This is a genomic window from Chitinophaga filiformis (genome assembly GCF_900102545.1).
Lineage (GTDB): Bacteria > Bacteroidota > Bacteroidia > Chitinophagales > Chitinophagaceae > Chitinophaga > Chitinophaga filiformis.
The window spans coordinates 644,020-658,661 of the sequence record NZ_FNBN01000002.1 but is presented as its reverse complement, the minus strand read 5'-3'; the positions used below and the strand labels follow the sequence as shown (position 1 = coordinate 658,661).

At 43.2% G+C, this 14,642-nt stretch carries 10 protein-coding genes and 1 tRNA gene; 5 read left to right on the top strand and 6 right to left on the bottom strand.

Features of this window, described 5'->3' with window-relative positions; genetic code table 11:
• Window positions 1-3 precede the first annotated feature (3 nt).
• A complete protein-coding gene (locus BLR32_RS09170; RefSeq protein ID WP_089830868.1) occupies window positions 4-759 on the top strand; it encodes a DUF2310 family Zn-ribbon-containing protein in 756 nt (251 codons plus the stop codon).
• 351 nt (window positions 760-1,110) lie between these two features.
• Here the strand turns inward: BLR32_RS09170 and BLR32_RS09165 are convergent, their stop codons facing one another.
• From BLR32_RS09165 to BLR32_RS09155, 3 genes are all read right to left on the bottom strand, one after another.
• The gene (locus tag BLR32_RS09165; RefSeq protein WP_089830866.1) at window positions 1,111-4,338 is read right to left on the bottom strand and encodes a glycosyltransferase family 117 protein; all 3,228 of its coding nucleotides are present in this window, start codon (window positions 4,336-4,338) and stop codon (window positions 1,111-1,113) included.
• Window positions 4,339-4,525: 187 nt separating this feature from the next.
• Complete coding sequence (locus BLR32_RS09160) at window positions 4,526-5,347, bottom strand: SAM hydrolase/SAM-dependent halogenase family protein (RefSeq protein WP_089830864.1); 822 nt, start codon at window positions 5,345-5,347, stop codon at window positions 4,526-4,528.
• Between the two features lie 266 nt (window positions 5,348-5,613).
• Window positions 5,614-6,414, bottom strand: a complete 801-nt coding sequence (locus BLR32_RS09155) for an SDR family oxidoreductase (protein WP_176842216.1) — start codon at window positions 6,412-6,414, stop codon at window positions 5,614-5,616.
• 158 nt (window positions 6,415-6,572) lie between these two features.
• Between BLR32_RS09155 and BLR32_RS09150 the strand changes: the two genes are divergently transcribed.
• Together BLR32_RS09150 and BLR32_RS09145 are read left to right on the top strand one after the other, a co-directional pair.
• Window positions 6,573-6,645, top strand: a tRNA-Lys gene (locus tag BLR32_RS09150).
• 254 nt (window positions 6,646-6,899) lie between these two features.
• Window positions 6,900-8,300 (top strand): site-specific integrase, encoded by a 1,401-nt coding sequence (locus BLR32_RS09145; protein ID WP_089830860.1) that lies wholly within the window; start codon window positions 6,900-6,902, stop codon window positions 8,298-8,300.
• Window positions 8,301-8,394: 94 nt separating this feature from the next.
• On the opposite strand, the gene BLR32_RS33990 is transcribed toward BLR32_RS09145, so the two are convergent.
• Window positions 8,395-9,588, bottom strand: coding sequence for a hypothetical protein (locus BLR32_RS33990; protein WP_089830858.1), 1,194 nt, complete (start codon window positions 9,586-9,588; stop codon window positions 8,395-8,397).
• A 360-nt stretch (window positions 9,589-9,948) separates the two neighbouring features.
• Here BLR32_RS33990 and BLR32_RS09135 point away from each other — a divergent pair, with 360 nt between their 5' ends.
• Complete coding sequence (locus BLR32_RS09135; protein ID WP_089830856.1) at window positions 9,949-10,737, top strand: competence protein CoiA; 789 nt, start codon at window positions 9,949-9,951, stop codon at window positions 10,735-10,737.
• A gap of 61 nt (window positions 10,738-10,798) precedes the next feature.
• Here BLR32_RS09135 and BLR32_RS09130 read toward each other — a convergent pair whose 3' ends face one another.
• Together BLR32_RS09130 and BLR32_RS09125 are read right to left on the bottom strand one after the other, a co-directional pair.
• Entirely contained in the window at window positions 10,799-12,349 is a 1,551-nt protein-coding gene (locus tag BLR32_RS09130) for a hypothetical protein (protein WP_089830854.1), read from the bottom strand.
• A gap of 12 nt (window positions 12,350-12,361) precedes the next feature.
• Window positions 12,362-13,009: a zinc metalloprotease gene (locus tag BLR32_RS09125; RefSeq protein ID WP_143011411.1), complete on the bottom strand. Its 648-nt coding sequence runs from the start codon at window positions 13,007-13,009 to the stop codon at window positions 12,362-12,364.
• A 681-nt stretch (window positions 13,010-13,690) separates the two neighbouring features.
• Here BLR32_RS09125 and BLR32_RS09120 point away from each other — a divergent pair.
• Window positions 13,691-14,629, top strand: coding sequence for a hypothetical protein (locus BLR32_RS09120; RefSeq protein WP_143011410.1), 939 nt, complete (start codon window positions 13,691-13,693; stop codon window positions 14,627-14,629).
• Window positions 14,630-14,642: the final 13 nt, after the last annotated feature.

Genomic DNA, 14,642 nt, shown 5'->3' with positions numbered 1-14,642 from the left:
CCTATGTTCATCTATCAAATCCTGTTTCAAAAGGCCGACTGGTCTAAGTCAGAGATGGAATCCTTCCTGCATGACGCCGATTTTTTCATCAGATCTTTACGTTCCAACGGCCAGCTGGTATCTCAGCATGAGGTATTCCTCTTCCAGGAAAACGCTGTATGGCTGCATGTGCAGTGCCTCAAAAAGGACTCGCTGGACGAGCGTTATAATAGCGATTATGTCAACCAGTGGACTTCCATTCTCATGGAACGGTATGACGTCAGTATTTCCTATAAATATGTGGGAGAACACCTGGTATCCATCTCCACAGCGGATATCGCGTCTTCCAATTCGCTGATATTATACTGGGGAGGAGCTTCGCCTATCAGGTCGGGTGACAGCTTTGACCCGATTCCCTTGTATAACGTTCCTTATACGCATACACGGCACAGGAACTATGAGGATATTCACTCATGGTCAAGGAGTTATGAGGAGATTGACGGACTTTGGTTCAGAGGGGCGATGGGAGAAAAAAAGTTTCATACCTATTTGTCAGATATTAAAAGTCCATTGACAACACAGGGAAGGGGTATTTGTAACAGGCTGGAGGAGCTGACGGGCAAACCCAGTTATTATTACCTGTTTAATTATGACAGCAAGAAAATGGAGCAGAGTTGTCCTTCCTGTGGGGGACATTGGCAGTTGGAAAGCAGGCTGTTGGAGAAATTTGATCTGAAATGTGATCATTGCCGGCTGGTCTCTGAGAAGGTGAGGGATTAGCATACGACTATACTCCGACTATACTACGAACCTTAACCTATAGGCCCTGTAGTCCTGCATTAGGCCTACCGTTCTATAGCCATCGCTATAGAACAGTGACTATAATGCTATAGTACGGAGCCTATAGGTTATAGGTCCTGCTATAGTCGCACCGAATCTCTACCGAATAAGTACCGAATACATACCGGATATATTCCCCTGGGAGGCCTTCTGTTGCCTGACAGGGGGAAATGGCAATAACATACCATCATAATGAACGACTCCATATAGCGTCAATTCGCCGGGTGGTATAAAAAAACGGGGTGTCTCATGTGAAGAGACACCCCGTTTTTTATTTAAGGTATTTAACTATCAGTTTTGTGGCGAATCAGTAGTCTGGCCCTGGGAATCAACTTCTATAGATCGATTGCCTTCCAGTCCTGGCTGACGGCGTTCAGGATGGGCGAAATCTTCCTTCATACGCTGCAGCAGGGAGATGAACTGTTCAGACATGTCTGTATCACGTTTGAGAGGACCCTGTTTGGACTCAGGCAGACTGCGGTAGTATTGTATCTGTTGTGTACAATCCTTGATGATCTTCTGGGAGATCTCATCCGCTTTCTTCATATCACCTGCCAGGTAGTAAGCATATACGGTCTGCATAGAGCTGTAGTTATGCATCTGACCCGGAGTGGTCATGGCGTACGGGAAATTGCTTTCAAACAGGTTCTTGTCAGCCTTGTTGAGTACTGCCAGTGCAGAATCTTTATTTCCTTCCAGTGCGAGGGCGGTACCCAGTCTGGTGTAGGAGTTCCTGATGTATTGCAGCAGTTTACGGTTAGGCTCATCGAAGTAAGTACCGTTCACATTTGCACCACCGAAGGCGAATTTGTTCATCAGGTTGTTATACATCGCAGGGATGTTCACATTCTTCTCTGCACCCATCGGATCGTTACTTTCTTCTTTCTTCAGCGGTACCAGGCGGTAGGTCAGACCATCCATACGGAGGTAGTCATTCAGACCAAGGTCGGTAGGGCTTGTAAAGTAGATCGGACGTTTCCAGTCATTGGCAGCGATGATATCATATACAGCCAGATCGTTTTTCAGCAGGTAATTTTTGTTTATCTGGAAAGGCAGCTGAGGCATGATCCTGGCGCTGTCATGGATATCAACAGTACCGCTTTTAATGGCTTCAGCCACATTTACTGGTATAAAGAGCTTTTTAGCAGGGAGGTAGTTGATCTGGGAACCATCTGTAGTAGACAGTTTCGCACGTGGATCATCCGAGCCCATAAAGTTCATTACTTCTTTCAGGTTATAGAATTTGTCCTGTGGGAAGTTACCTCCGTCGTAATACTGGATGTAGTTACGGTTTTCACCCTGGTATTTGTCAGGCGTCCAGTTCATAGGAACAGCAGGACTTTGGTTCACCATATGGCGTTGCTGATCAATGTACCAATCCACTCCCAGGAGGCTGAGGTTGATCACACGGATATCAGGACGGATACCTTCTACTTCCTGTGCGTACCACAGCGGGTACGTATCATTATCACCTACAGTGAAGAGGATGGCGTTCGGAGCGCAGGACTGCAGATAGTCAGATGCTACGTCGCGGGCGATAGTTTTGGTAGAACGGTCATGGTCATCCCATTCCTGGAAGCCCATCAGTACCGGAACTGCCAGCAGGCAGACAACGGTTGCCACCGGAGCAGAGATAGCTGCTTTGGTTTTGGTTTTCAGGAATTCGTAGACAGACAGTACACCTAAACCTATCCAGATCGCGAAAGCGTAGAAGGAACCAACGTATGCATAGTCACGTTCACGTGGCTGGTTACCGGCCTGGTTGAGATACAGTACGATAGCAAAACCGGTGAAGAAGAACAACAGACCGGCTACCAGCGCATCCCGGCGGTGGTTATTGTAGTGATAGATGAATCCGATCAGGCCCAGGATGAAGGGCAGGAGGAAGAGGGTGTTATGTGCCTTGTTGTTTTTCAGGCTGTCCGGCATGGTAGACTGATCACCATACATCAGGTTATCAAGGAAAGAGATACCTGTGATGAAGTTACCGTCGCGGACGTTGCCATAACCCTGTGTATCGTTTTGTCTGCCGGAGAAGTTCCACATAAAGTAACGCAGGTACATGAAACCTACCTGGTATTTTACGAAGAACTTTACGTTATCGGCAAAGGATGGTTTCTCTCCTTCGTTAAGACCGAGGAAGTCACGGTAGTAGTCAGCGTGTCCCTGGTCATTGCTGGCATCCCATACACGAGGGAACAGCATTTTATCTTCCGCAGCATAGACAGGCACCTGTTTCTTGCCAGCGATCAGATATTGGTCTTTACCGCGGGCGTAGATATTGCCGGCATCTTCGTAGCTGGTAGGACGTGCGGTGAATACCTGTCCGTAGATCAGTGGGAAGTCGCCATACTGTTCACGGCCCAGGTAACCTACAAGGGAGATCGGGTTGTCCACATTGTACATATCTACGGATGGATTAGCGGTAGAGCGAACCATGGTAGTGATGTAGGTGGAATAGCCTAATAACAGGAAGAGTATAGAGTAGATGGTCACTTTGGTAAAATGCTGGAAGTTGCCAGAGTTTACGTTGGTGCCAAATTGTTTGAGCAAGTAAGGAATGGATACGAAGATAGCCGCGATGACGAATTTTAATGCTTTAAGTCCTGCGCCAGTTGAGTCGTTAAAAGCAGGGATCACAATAACGGAAGCTACCAGGATCAGCGGTGCATAGAATCCGAATTTTGGATTTTTCAGACCGTACAGCAGCAGGCCGGCCAGCACCAGGAAATAGAAGGCAAAACCGGTATAGAAAGGAAGGCCGAGGGAGTTTACGAAGAAAACATCCATCAGACCGGAAGCCTTGATAGTATCCTGTATAACGAATTTCTGTACCATACCGGTAAGGGCACAACCAACGATAAACGCCCAGAAAGTACCCACTGGGGTTACTTTATAGCGTTTGAAGTAGTAGACCATTACGATAGCCGGGATAGTCAGGAGGTTCAGCAGGTGGACACCGATAGAGAGACCCATCGTAAAAGCGATGAATACGATCCAGCGGTCAGCATATGCTTCATCTGCTTCGTGTTCCCATTTCAGGATAGCCCAGAAAACGATAGCGGTGAAGAGAGAAGACATCGCGTATACTTCACCTTCCACAGCAGAGAACCAGAAAGAGTCAGAGAAAGTATAAGCCAGCGCACCTACCGCACCGGCGCCCATGATAGCGATCATCTGTTCGCGAGTGATAGGCGCTCCGTTTTTTACGATCACGCGGCGGGCGAAGTGGGTAATGGTCCAGAAGAGGAATAAAATAGTAAAACCACTGGACAGTGCGGACATAAGGTTCACACCTAAAGCTGCATTTGATGGAGACAGCGGGATAGTGAACAATCTACCTAACAGCACAAATAAAGGAGCTCCAGGAGGGTGCGGAACCTGTACCTTGTAGGCACTGGAAATGAATTCGCCGCAGTCCCACAGGCTGCCGGTGGCCTCCATAGTCATAATGTAGACAGTGCAGGCAATGATACAGATAACCCAACCTACAATGTTGTTGGTCCTTTTAAAATTCATAAGGATGTTTTAGGTCCGACAAAAATAGAAAAAGTGGCAAATTATGATAATTAGCGATAACAGTTTTAACTTTTTCTTTAATAAGAAAAATTTATTCTGGGTGGAGGGGGAAAATATAGTACTGGAAAGTGCTTGATTAACAGTGGGCAGGAGAAGTTGGGGCAATAGGAGGGGGACTTCGGCTGGTTTAGCCGAAGATGATACGAACGGTCTGGTAGAAGGACAGTTTCTGGTAGCCGGAGGTCAGCTGGTCGCGGGTAAAGCCCTGTAAACCAAAGAGGCCGGCAGCGTTTCCTTTGTTAATGGCGATTTCCAGATAGCCGGCGGCGTTGAAGAGTGCCAGTTTATGCCCTTCCGGTACATCCGCATAGGTTTCACAAAGTTGTGTAATCACCTCATCACGGCGGAAGTAGATGGAGAATGGCCTGTTCTGGCGATGGTCATCAAACTGCTGGCGGGTGATATTCACGACTACGTTTTCGAAGTTGTCGATATGAATGATCTGTCCGTCGATATAATCCTGGCCGGTCATCGGCTGGAGGTTGTTTTTGATGATATACCCGGTAGCTGATTCGCCCAGTTCAGCCAATGGTTTACCGTTCTGCAATTCCCTGTAGGCTTCGGCGAAGCGTTGGAGAATAGAGAATGTATCCCTGGCCTGTGTTTTATATAAAGGCAGTTTGATCACCTTTGTGGGAGCTCCTCCCGCAATCATAGTTATCAGTCCGTTATCCGCGCAGGCTATATATTGTCCGTTATGTTCTGCAAGCAGCACGTGATCTGCTTTACGGTCGAACAGATTAATCAGTACAATATGGAATGTACGTGGTGGATAATAAGCAAAGGAGCTCTTACAGATGTAAGTGGCCTGTGGCAGGTTAAAAGGAGATATCTGATGAGTAATGTCCATAACAGGAGCGCCTGGACAGTGTTGCCACAGCTGCCCTTTGATGGCGCCTACCAGGTAGTCCTGTAAGCCTATATCTGATGTTAGTGTTATTATGGACATGTTTTCAATGAATACCAATTACCCAAAAAGAATGCCATTGGGGCATTGGCGTTGTTTAGTAATGCAAAGAAATATAAAATCTGCATGTTGCTGCGACTAAACAGCCAATTACTTGTTCAGATGTGAATAACTATAAAAGGGCCGGGGTCGGGGGTTTGGGGCGCTTATAAGCAAAAAATAATAGAATAAAAAGTAAAAGATTAAAGTTAAGCTGTTCATGCTAATTGCCTTGTAATCAGCTATTGGCGCTGAACAGCTTAACATCATTATTTAAGCGGCGAACCCGGTTCTTTTTTAAAATGATTATATACTATACCATCCAGCAGTCCTGGAAACAGTTTGCTTAGCAGCACTGTCATCTTTCCCTGACCTGTAAGAACAAGTGTGCGTTTGCGTTTGGATACTGCTTTCAGTATAGCTGCAGCTACTGTTTCTGCACTCATCAGCTTTGATTCATCCAGTGGTGTTTCTGCCTGGCTGCGTCCTTCTTCGTTCAATGCTGTGTTACGTATATTAGAACTGGTGAAGCCCGGGCATACCCACATTACGTTGACGCCTGTATGCAGATGTTCGGTACGTAGTGATTCCAGGAAGCCCTGCATGGCGAACTTGGAAGAGGAGTATCCTGTACGGCCAGGTAAACCTCTGTAACCTGCTATAGAAGATACACCTACAACGGTTCCTTTGTTCGCTAATATAGACGGTAACGCATATTTTGTACAGTAAACAGTACCCCAGAAGTTAATATCCATCACCTGTTTCAGCACTTTGAGGTCTACATCGTCAAATAATGCGCGCATAGAGATCCCGGCATTATTGATCAGGATATCTATTTTACCTAAGCGGGCGATGACCTGTTCAATGAAGTTTTTACAATCCTCTTCTTTACTTACATCGGCAGTATAGGTATAGAGGTTGCCGGATGCCAGTTCTTTCTCTAATGTCTGCAGTGTTTCGGGCTTTCTGCCACAAACGGCTACTTTGGCGCCTGAATGGAGAGATGCTATCGTCAGCGCTTTTCCTATTCCGGAGGTACCTCCTGTGATAACCACGACTTTATCTTGCATTATGATTTTTTTTCAAATGCAAAAATAGGGGGAAATGAGATATGATGGTTTATTTTGTCTGTGGCGGGTTTTGTGAAATTGTTTGAAAAAAAGTTGTCAAAAAGTTGGAAGGAATGAAATATTTTATACCTTTGCAATCCCAATCACAAAAAGGGAATGATTCCGTAGCTCAGTTGGTAGAGCAATACACTTTTAATGTATGGGTCCTGGGTTCGAGTCCCAGCGGGATCACAACTTCTGATAGGCGTTCACTACGAACGCCTTTTTTTTATTCCAACCCGCTCTGGTGGCTATTCTACTCAAACTCCACTTTTCCATCATCAAGCAAAAAAACGGCAAAACGGCCTAAAAACCATCCAAAACGGTGGCCTATATGGTGGCCCAAAAAAGAGGCGCAAAATACGGCCACCTCGCCACTACAGCCGCTTTCTACAAAGATTTTTCATTTCGGTAGCTGATCATTTTTAACGCTCAAACGTATTAATATGAACAGCAAACAAGAATTAAATCTGATGTTCATCTGCCGTCAGGGTAAAGCAAGTAAAAAGTCTGGCTATATTCCGTTGCAATGCCGCATAAACATTAACGGTAAGGAGAAAGATATGGGCGCAGGCATTAAAGTGCATCCCGATTACTGGGATCGCACAACAAACACCCTGAAAGCAAACTGCCCGGATTACGACCTCAAACAAAAAGAACTCAACGATTTTAAGGAAATACTGAAAGCACATTTCAAAGTACTCCAACAGCGATCCCTTACCATTACACCGGAGCAGTTGAAAGCAGAATATTACACAAAAGAAACGACCAGCAGCAGGCCATCAAAATACACATTACTCAACCTTATAGATGAATTTATCCTGGAATTTGAGAAAAAAACCAAGCTGCCAAAAGCAAATGTAGAACACCGCTCAGCAGAAACATTGAAACAATGGAAGGCCACCCGCAATAAACTCATAGAATATTTAACCTACAAAAAGACGGGACAAAAGCCCTTTACCAGTCGTAAAAAACAGCGCAACACAGCAGAGCAAGAACAATACATCCAGCAAGGGAAACAGTATGATATGGACCTCCGCCATTTTGAGCCCGCTTTTGCAGAGGAATTTTACCTGTATCTTACCGTTGATAGAAACGGAGAAAAGTTAGAGCACAGAGCGGCAAACAAGCAGGTAAAAAACACCAAGCAGATTTTTACCCATGCTGTTGCTAAAGGCATACTCACAGTTAACCCTATAGCCTATTATCGCACTGCGGATGAGGATAGCGATATAGAACCACTGGAAGATCATGAAATTCAGGCCATCATCAACGCTACCGATCTTATTAAACCTGTAGCAAGAATAAGAGATTGCTTTGTGGCTCAAATCTATACAGGATTTGCCTTTCAAGATCTGGAAGCAATGAATAAAGACAATATTTATCAGGAACCATCCACCGGTGTATTTTTCCTATGCCGTGAGCGTGGCAAAACAGGAATTGATGAAATGGTGCCGATCACGCCGATTGTCAAAGAAATCATGGATATCTACAAAAATGATCCGGAATGTCAGGCCAGCGGGCAGCTGTTCCCGGTGCCCAGCAATCAGAATTATAACGGATATTTAAAAATCCTTCAGCTGCACTGTAAAATTGAAAATAAGCTGCATACTCACCTAGCCCGGCATACTTTTGCGCACATTATGCTAAACCATTACGGGTTCTCTTTAGAGATCGTGAGCCGAATGTTAGGCCATAAAACAATCAGAAGCACGCAGAAATACTGCAAGATCAGTATGAAACGCATAGCCGAAGCCTTTGCACCTCACTTAATTAAAGAAAGAGAAAAACCGGCCGTAATCATCAGTATTGAAACATGTTACCGCCGTTACGGAATTGCCGCATAGTAGATCAGCGGTGATCACCAGCAAAGAAGCCTGTTGCGGAACCTTACGGCATCACAGTATAAAAAAAAGTGTCCGGCACCAAAGCCGGACACTTTTAAAATCCTTTAATCAGTTCAATCATCTGTTGAAGCTTTCCAATTACCACATCCTTATCCCGGTCCTCACCCTGGTAACTCTTCACCCGCATATTGCCTGTACTCAAATCAGCCTGATGTTCCGTAGACAGAAATGGCACTATAGCATTAAAAACAGCGGTAACAGAACGGGCTACAATCATCTTCAATTCAGCAGCGGCACGCAGTAAAAGGCTAATCTGATCACCAGACAAGTTGCACATTACCTTAAACGGTGTAACCTTATCTTTTTCTGCCTTATACTTTTCATTAGGCAAAAAGCCCACGTTTTTATTCTCCAAGTACGTGATCTCGTTAGTAATAAAATCGGTGAAATAAGTTTTTATTGAGGGATAATCAGCATTATAAATAAAGCCCGGATTTTGCGGCAGCACGTTTACTTTTTTCAGCTGATCCCGCAGGTAGTCCAACTGCCCTTCAATAGTCGCTTTTTCTTTCATAAAAGCCTCCATACCGTAAGAAAAGTACCTTATGCATAACTTGCTGTTCAGATTCCAGAACAACAACAATTCGTGTAGAGATGGACAATCAGATAAAGCCGTTTCCTGCCCGGCATAATTTTCAATATTACCGATAATCATTTTGTAGTAATCAGCCTCTTTCAGCTGAATGGTTTCTCCGCTGGCTATCTTCAAACAAAAATCGTCTAAAGCCGAAAGTACAATCTGGCAAGGCTCATCGGGGTTGTTCTGCGCAATCATAATGTCATACAATGCCTGGCGTTTGCTCATTATCAGGTCCCTAAGATCCATCAGTTCAATAATGCCCACCAGCCTGTCAGGAGTTAAGTACTTAGCATAGTTTTGTTCCAAAAAAAGGCGCAGTTCCTGTAAGCCTGCCAGCGCAGTTTCCAAAACGGGCAGCAATTTGCTGGCTGCAATATCCTTATGCTGAGTATACGAATAGGCCCGGTTAATGAGCAGCACTACGGCATCGTAGCTTTTTGAAATCATGGCGGCGCTTTTGCTTTCGCCAGGCAGGTTAAAAAACTGTTTCCTGAACTCCAGCTGTAAGCGTTTCACTTCGGCGGCAACACGCTCTACCTTTTGCCGGGCAGCATCATGCTCAATAGGCAGCGTATGCAGGGATGGGTTAAGTTCAAAAGATATCAAATTGTCGAGCGTTTCAAAAACATAAGCATTTTTAGTTTTCATATCAGGTTAACAATTAGGGATTTACACCACCTATAAACGCATAGCGAGCAATAATTGTTACAACATTTATTGCACATCCAGGGCAAGCCAAAGAACCCTTACCACCAAAAAGGCCAAAGCATTACCCAAATGGCATTTTTTCTGATAATCAGGATATTAAAAAAAATTATCCCCATCGAATTTTTATAGGGATGCCACCGGCGGCGAGGCACTCCAATAATAACTTCTCCGCATACGCGGGATGGAGGTCACTGCAGTACACCAAATCAGAAACTCTACCTCTAGAACAACCATCAAATCAAAACACTCACTTTCTATTACCCGCTTTGCGGAGTACCTTTACATCAGTAAATTGCTCAAATGATACGCTATGCCAACGTCAACGGACAACGCAGAGAACCGGAAAAAGGTCTGAAAGGCACCTGCCCAGGGTGCGGCAAAGGGCTTAACGCAAAATGTGGAGAGATCAGGATACACCATTGGGCACATGAAAGCCGCAAAGACTGTGACCTTTGGTGGGAACAAATGACCGAGTGGCACCTCGACTGGCAAAACCAGTTCCCGCAAGGGTGGCGGGAAAACATCATAACAAAGAAAGAGACCGAAGATTATCACCAGGCAGATATTCAAACTCCAGACGGGATTATTATTAAATTCCAGCACTCCAACCTATCGCTGGTCGATATAGAAAGTCGTAACAATTTCTATGAAAAGCTGATATGGGTGGTAAATGCTAAGCAATTCAAGCACAACATTAAACTGCAAGATATACCCAACCCTAACTCACCGCTGCTCAATGATTTTGATTTCCAGGTAGATTTAGAGGGCTTTGCATCAGATCCGCTCTTTTACAAGAAAGTAGATTATCGTCAGTATGGCCCAGCGTTCACCAGATCCTATTCGGAAAGAGACGAAATCATCAAACGAGCATTTGCAGAACAAACCACACACCAGTATAAAAACTTCACCTGGCAACATAAGCGTTTGGCTTGGCTTAGTTCAACTGCACCGGTTTTTCTTGACTATGGCGAGGGCATACTATACTGGATCAGGAAACGAGAACAGGAAAGCAGGCCGCTTTATTATATGCAGCTTATCCCGAAGGAGGAATTTTTAGCTAAGTATACGAAGCGGCCAGCGACAGAATGAAAATGAATGCGCTGTTCTCATACCCCGCTTCGCTGAGTACATAAAACGAACCTGCAGCGGCTTAGTTAGATAAATTGTAAGTGATAGCAAAGAAACCTCCGGCTTTGTAAAATTTTTCAACAGGTACTGTACTAATTCCCGAACTTCTAGAAACATGTTGCCCTACTTTATAGGCACTGTTTATTTCCTCTACGCGAGTTAGCGTTACTCCTATATTGGCAATAATTCTCTGTTCTTGACCAAATAAGAAAGAAAGGCCACCATGATAATTCAGTCTAGTTTCGTCGCTCACACTAAAACCGAAGTTACCACCCCAGCTAAACATACCGGGTCTTTTATTATAGAAATGCATAAGTGCTCCTACAGCAGGTTGCACAGTTTGTTTTCTGTCGTTTTCAACAATAATATTATTCTCCAGTTCGCCAGCAATGGTGTCTATCCTGTAAAACCTATTAAATAGATCTTTCCCAATCAGGACGAATAAACCAGTACTAAAATTTACTTTAAAGCCATAGACATCTCCGGTATACTCCCCATTGAACTGGGCGTAATTTGGAGAATGAATACTTCCCTCTTTAGGCTCTATACTTAATTTTACCACTATCTCGTCTTTCTGTCCTTTTATAGAGGGGGATATATATTGCCAATTCGCCTGATTGATCCTTCGATATACAAGTGTCAGATTTTCAGTAAAACCTTTCTGCTCCATTTCAGATACTTTTGCATAGCTAAGCTTTATGTCACCAACCAATTCACTAAGAACTTCCGATACAGACTTCTCAAAACTTAATTCTTCAGTAATACCTTTTATTTCCTTTTCTTCCTTTTCAGTGCTTTCTGACTTTTTCTTTTTAGCCTTGTATTCTGTGAGCATCTTAATTTTTGCTGCTCCCAATACTTCAACAACTGCAAGCTGATTTTTGTAGTCGCCATACTTCCTTATAAGGTCATTATAATCCTTAGTTATGTCAACAAAGAGGTCACTACTGGCTTTTCGAAGGGCTGCCAGCAGAGCAGCTTCATCTGTAGAAGAACTAACATAGTTAAAAGATGTAGACAATACAGCGTAAGTGGCATTCAGCTTTTCATTATAAAGCGTTTTAAACTTACTTTGTCCATCTTGTAGCATACTTGTTAATGATTGATATAGTGCATTCAACTTCTTCAGGTTTGTATTCTTTGCTACAAAGGCATCTATCAATGCCGAAACCCTTTCCTGAGTATTGGCATATTTTTTTAATACCAGCTTCTCTGCATCGTTACTTTGCTCCGTTAAAGTGCTCAAAGCATCGCCAGTCAGTCCCGCCGAATTACTCACAGCAGCGGTTATTTTTGTAAGATCAATGTCCGATATCATACCAAATATTGGGGGCTTTTCAGCGAAAAGAGACTTGGCTTCATAATTTGTTGATATTGCATACACATTTCTATTTATGTTGTCAATAAAATATCGCAGACGTACATTCTTCTTTATGGTAAAATCACTAGGAAACTTTCCATTAGGGTCTAATAAATCGAATGATAATGTCTGATTAGTGTCAATCCTAGTCTGAGCGAAAGTTACGTTACATAGTATTGATGTAACAAGAAACAGCATTTTAATTTTTTTCATAATGTAGATTTTTTAATAGCCGTAAACTAATCTGAAACCCGCAGTGTCTCTTTTAGAGAATAACATAGAATGAGTGCCAGCTCCCCCACAGAAATAATGCATAACAGAAAAGCTATCATAAACTGTAATTGGCAATGCTGGAAAATATTCTTCACCATATTTCAGTCGACATTGTAAAGGCACCAGGTTCATTTTTGAAGAATGTTCATGCTTAAACCCTAATATATGCCCTAGCTCATGCCTTAGCACTCCTGCTTTATCATGCAATCCATTCCAATATCCACTGTATATCCGCAATAGACGATTGCTTTTAGGGCTGTCGGGATAAAAAGCCGAGGCTACAAAACGTGAGGACCCGCTAGGTTGATATTCAATAACAAAGTCAATATTTTCACCCGTAGCTGGCCTTTCATCAAATGCCGGTAGATAGTCAAACTTAACCTTGCATAGGTTGCCCCAATCTCGTGAAGCAACTGTTATTGCATTCTTTATAATTTCATATCCATTTGAAACCGGCAAGAACGACTTCTTATCAATACAGAATCGTATTGGAAATTTCTTCCACTTTATTGTATCGGCATTCCGCTCATCATACCCGATGATTACCCTTTGCACCTTTTCGTGATACACCTGAAAGGCTTCCGGTAAGTATTCTCTCATTCTCCTGGTCATTTGCCTCTGGAATTCCAGCTCGTCCATAAGTATATCACCTTCTACAAGGAAATATGTTTTATTATTTATTCTAATCGTATCGAAATATTTATAGAGTGTATCAAGCGAGATATAGAAAATGGGGGATTGAGGCTGTGACGGTGGCATTATTAGGAATGTATCGGAACTTATTTCGCTTCGGACCGTATCAAATAATAAACTCTTCTCATCAGAATGCTCAGGGCTTTTGGGACGATTCCGGCAAGCTGAAAGTATAGAAAATAGGCAAATAAAAATGCTGCCAATAACTCCGTATCGAACGTAGGTTCCATTGAACAAGTTTATAGCATGTCTAGAAACTGGTAGCATAAGTAGAGTGAGGTTATGTTTTGGTTAGGGGATTTTGAGCGAAAAATATATGCTATCAGGAGATAACTTGACTTACCTGCCTAGTGCAATCTTAAGGCAAAATTATAGAACTTTAACAGGCTGGGAAATACCAACTAGTTTGTATTTTATAGAATATAAGAGTATCCCTTGAGGTGATGTCTTTAAGATCCCTCCAGGAGGCAGGCTGTTTAAACCGTGCTTATATTTCATACAGTCACCTGACAATTACCCTCATTGCATTCAAAAAAACAAATATTTTGATTAAGGAGTACTTAATCAACGATTCTACGACTTCAAATCATGGCAAAGGGACATTTTCATAGGAAACGCAAAAAGGCTCCGGAATGTAGAATGATTAGCTGCACTGGAGATATTGAGCTTACATCTGATCACTTTCCTGAAATGACATCAGTGCCCGAGCCAACGGAATCCGGTATCGCGAATGTGGCCTTACCCTTAACTGGTGGCTCGTTTGTAGATGAAATAACGGCTTTGTTGTCTCAATCCTTTAATCACAACGACTTCCCGGATTTATTCCCTGAGTTTATAAAGGAACTCGCGTTATCAGAAGAAACCCTTCAACTTGACTACTACGAGTATCTAAAACAGCATTATGCATTCCTGAAAGGAATGACCGGAGATGGCAAAAGAACTATCATGCCACCAGAAGAATTGCGGGCAATCCTTCTGTCAAAGATGGAGGTTGAGGAGGATCTTGAATCGGTCCATCCACATTCACTGCCCGATAATGTTAATAACCCATTTGAAAAAGACGCCGATCCAGGGTTTACTTTAAAAAAGTACTTAGCCAACGGCGTTTCAGTTGAGATGGTCTTAACCTGTCGTTTTGCCCGGTCCGTTTATCGAGATTTTCTAATATTTCAAAATGCTTTACTGCTAGAGGAATTGGCCCAAACCCATAGCAGCTCGAATAAGTTGGCAAAACTTTTATTTTCCAGAATAAGTAGATACATCAAAAAAAAGGCACATAAACTTGCCCTGCTATTTAAAGACTTAGCCAGCCTACCGCGTGGTCCAGAGGTTAATATTTTAAAACCCCTAATGATTTCTTCAGTTAAGGTGACCCCAAATGATGGAAAAGACAGTGACAGCTATAGCTACACGCAGCTTTTCCAAAAATTAACAACATTCATCACATTGACCTTTTCAAACAAATCGTTATGGATCAAAACCAACATGAGTTATTACTACTTATTGAAAGTGCAATCACTACAATAGAAAATAAAAGGAG

What these genes read in the sequence shown, in the direction of transcription:
- BLR32_RS09165 (WP_089830866.1), bottom strand. Translation starts at nt 4,338, where the DNA reads ATGAATTTTAAAAGGACCAACAACATTGTAGGTTGGGTTATCTGTATC.
- BLR32_RS09155 (WP_176842216.1), bottom strand. Translation starts at nt 6,414, where the DNA reads ATGCAAGATAAAGTCGTGGTTATCACAGGAGGTACCTCCGGAATAGGA.
- BLR32_RS09135 (WP_089830856.1), top strand. Translation starts at nt 9,949, where the DNA reads ATGATACGCTATGCCAACGTCAACGGACAACGCAGAGAACCGGAAAAA.
- BLR32_RS09170 (WP_089830868.1), top strand. Translation starts at nt 4, where the DNA reads ATGTTCATCTATCAAATCCTGTTTCAAAAGGCCGACTGGTCTAAGTCA.
- BLR32_RS33990 (WP_089830858.1), bottom strand. Translation starts at nt 9,588, where the DNA reads ATGAAAACTAAAAATGCTTATGTTTTTGAAACGCTCGACAATTTGATA.
- BLR32_RS09120 (WP_143011410.1), top strand. Translation starts at nt 13,691, where the DNA reads ATGGCAAAGGGACATTTTCATAGGAAACGCAAAAAGGCTCCGGAATGT.
- BLR32_RS09145 (WP_089830860.1), top strand. Translation starts at nt 6,900, where the DNA reads ATGAACAGCAAACAAGAATTAAATCTGATGTTCATCTGCCGTCAGGGT.
- BLR32_RS09125 (WP_143011411.1), bottom strand. Translation starts at nt 13,009, where the DNA reads ATGAGAGAATACTTACCGGAAGCCTTTCAGGTGTATCACGAAAAGGTG.
- BLR32_RS09160 (WP_089830864.1), bottom strand. Translation starts at nt 5,347, where the DNA reads ATGTCCATAATAACACTAACATCAGATATAGGCTTACAGGACTACCTG.
- BLR32_RS09130 (WP_089830854.1), bottom strand. Translation starts at nt 12,349, where the DNA reads ATGAAAAAAATTAAAATGCTGTTTCTTGTTACATCAATACTATGTAAC.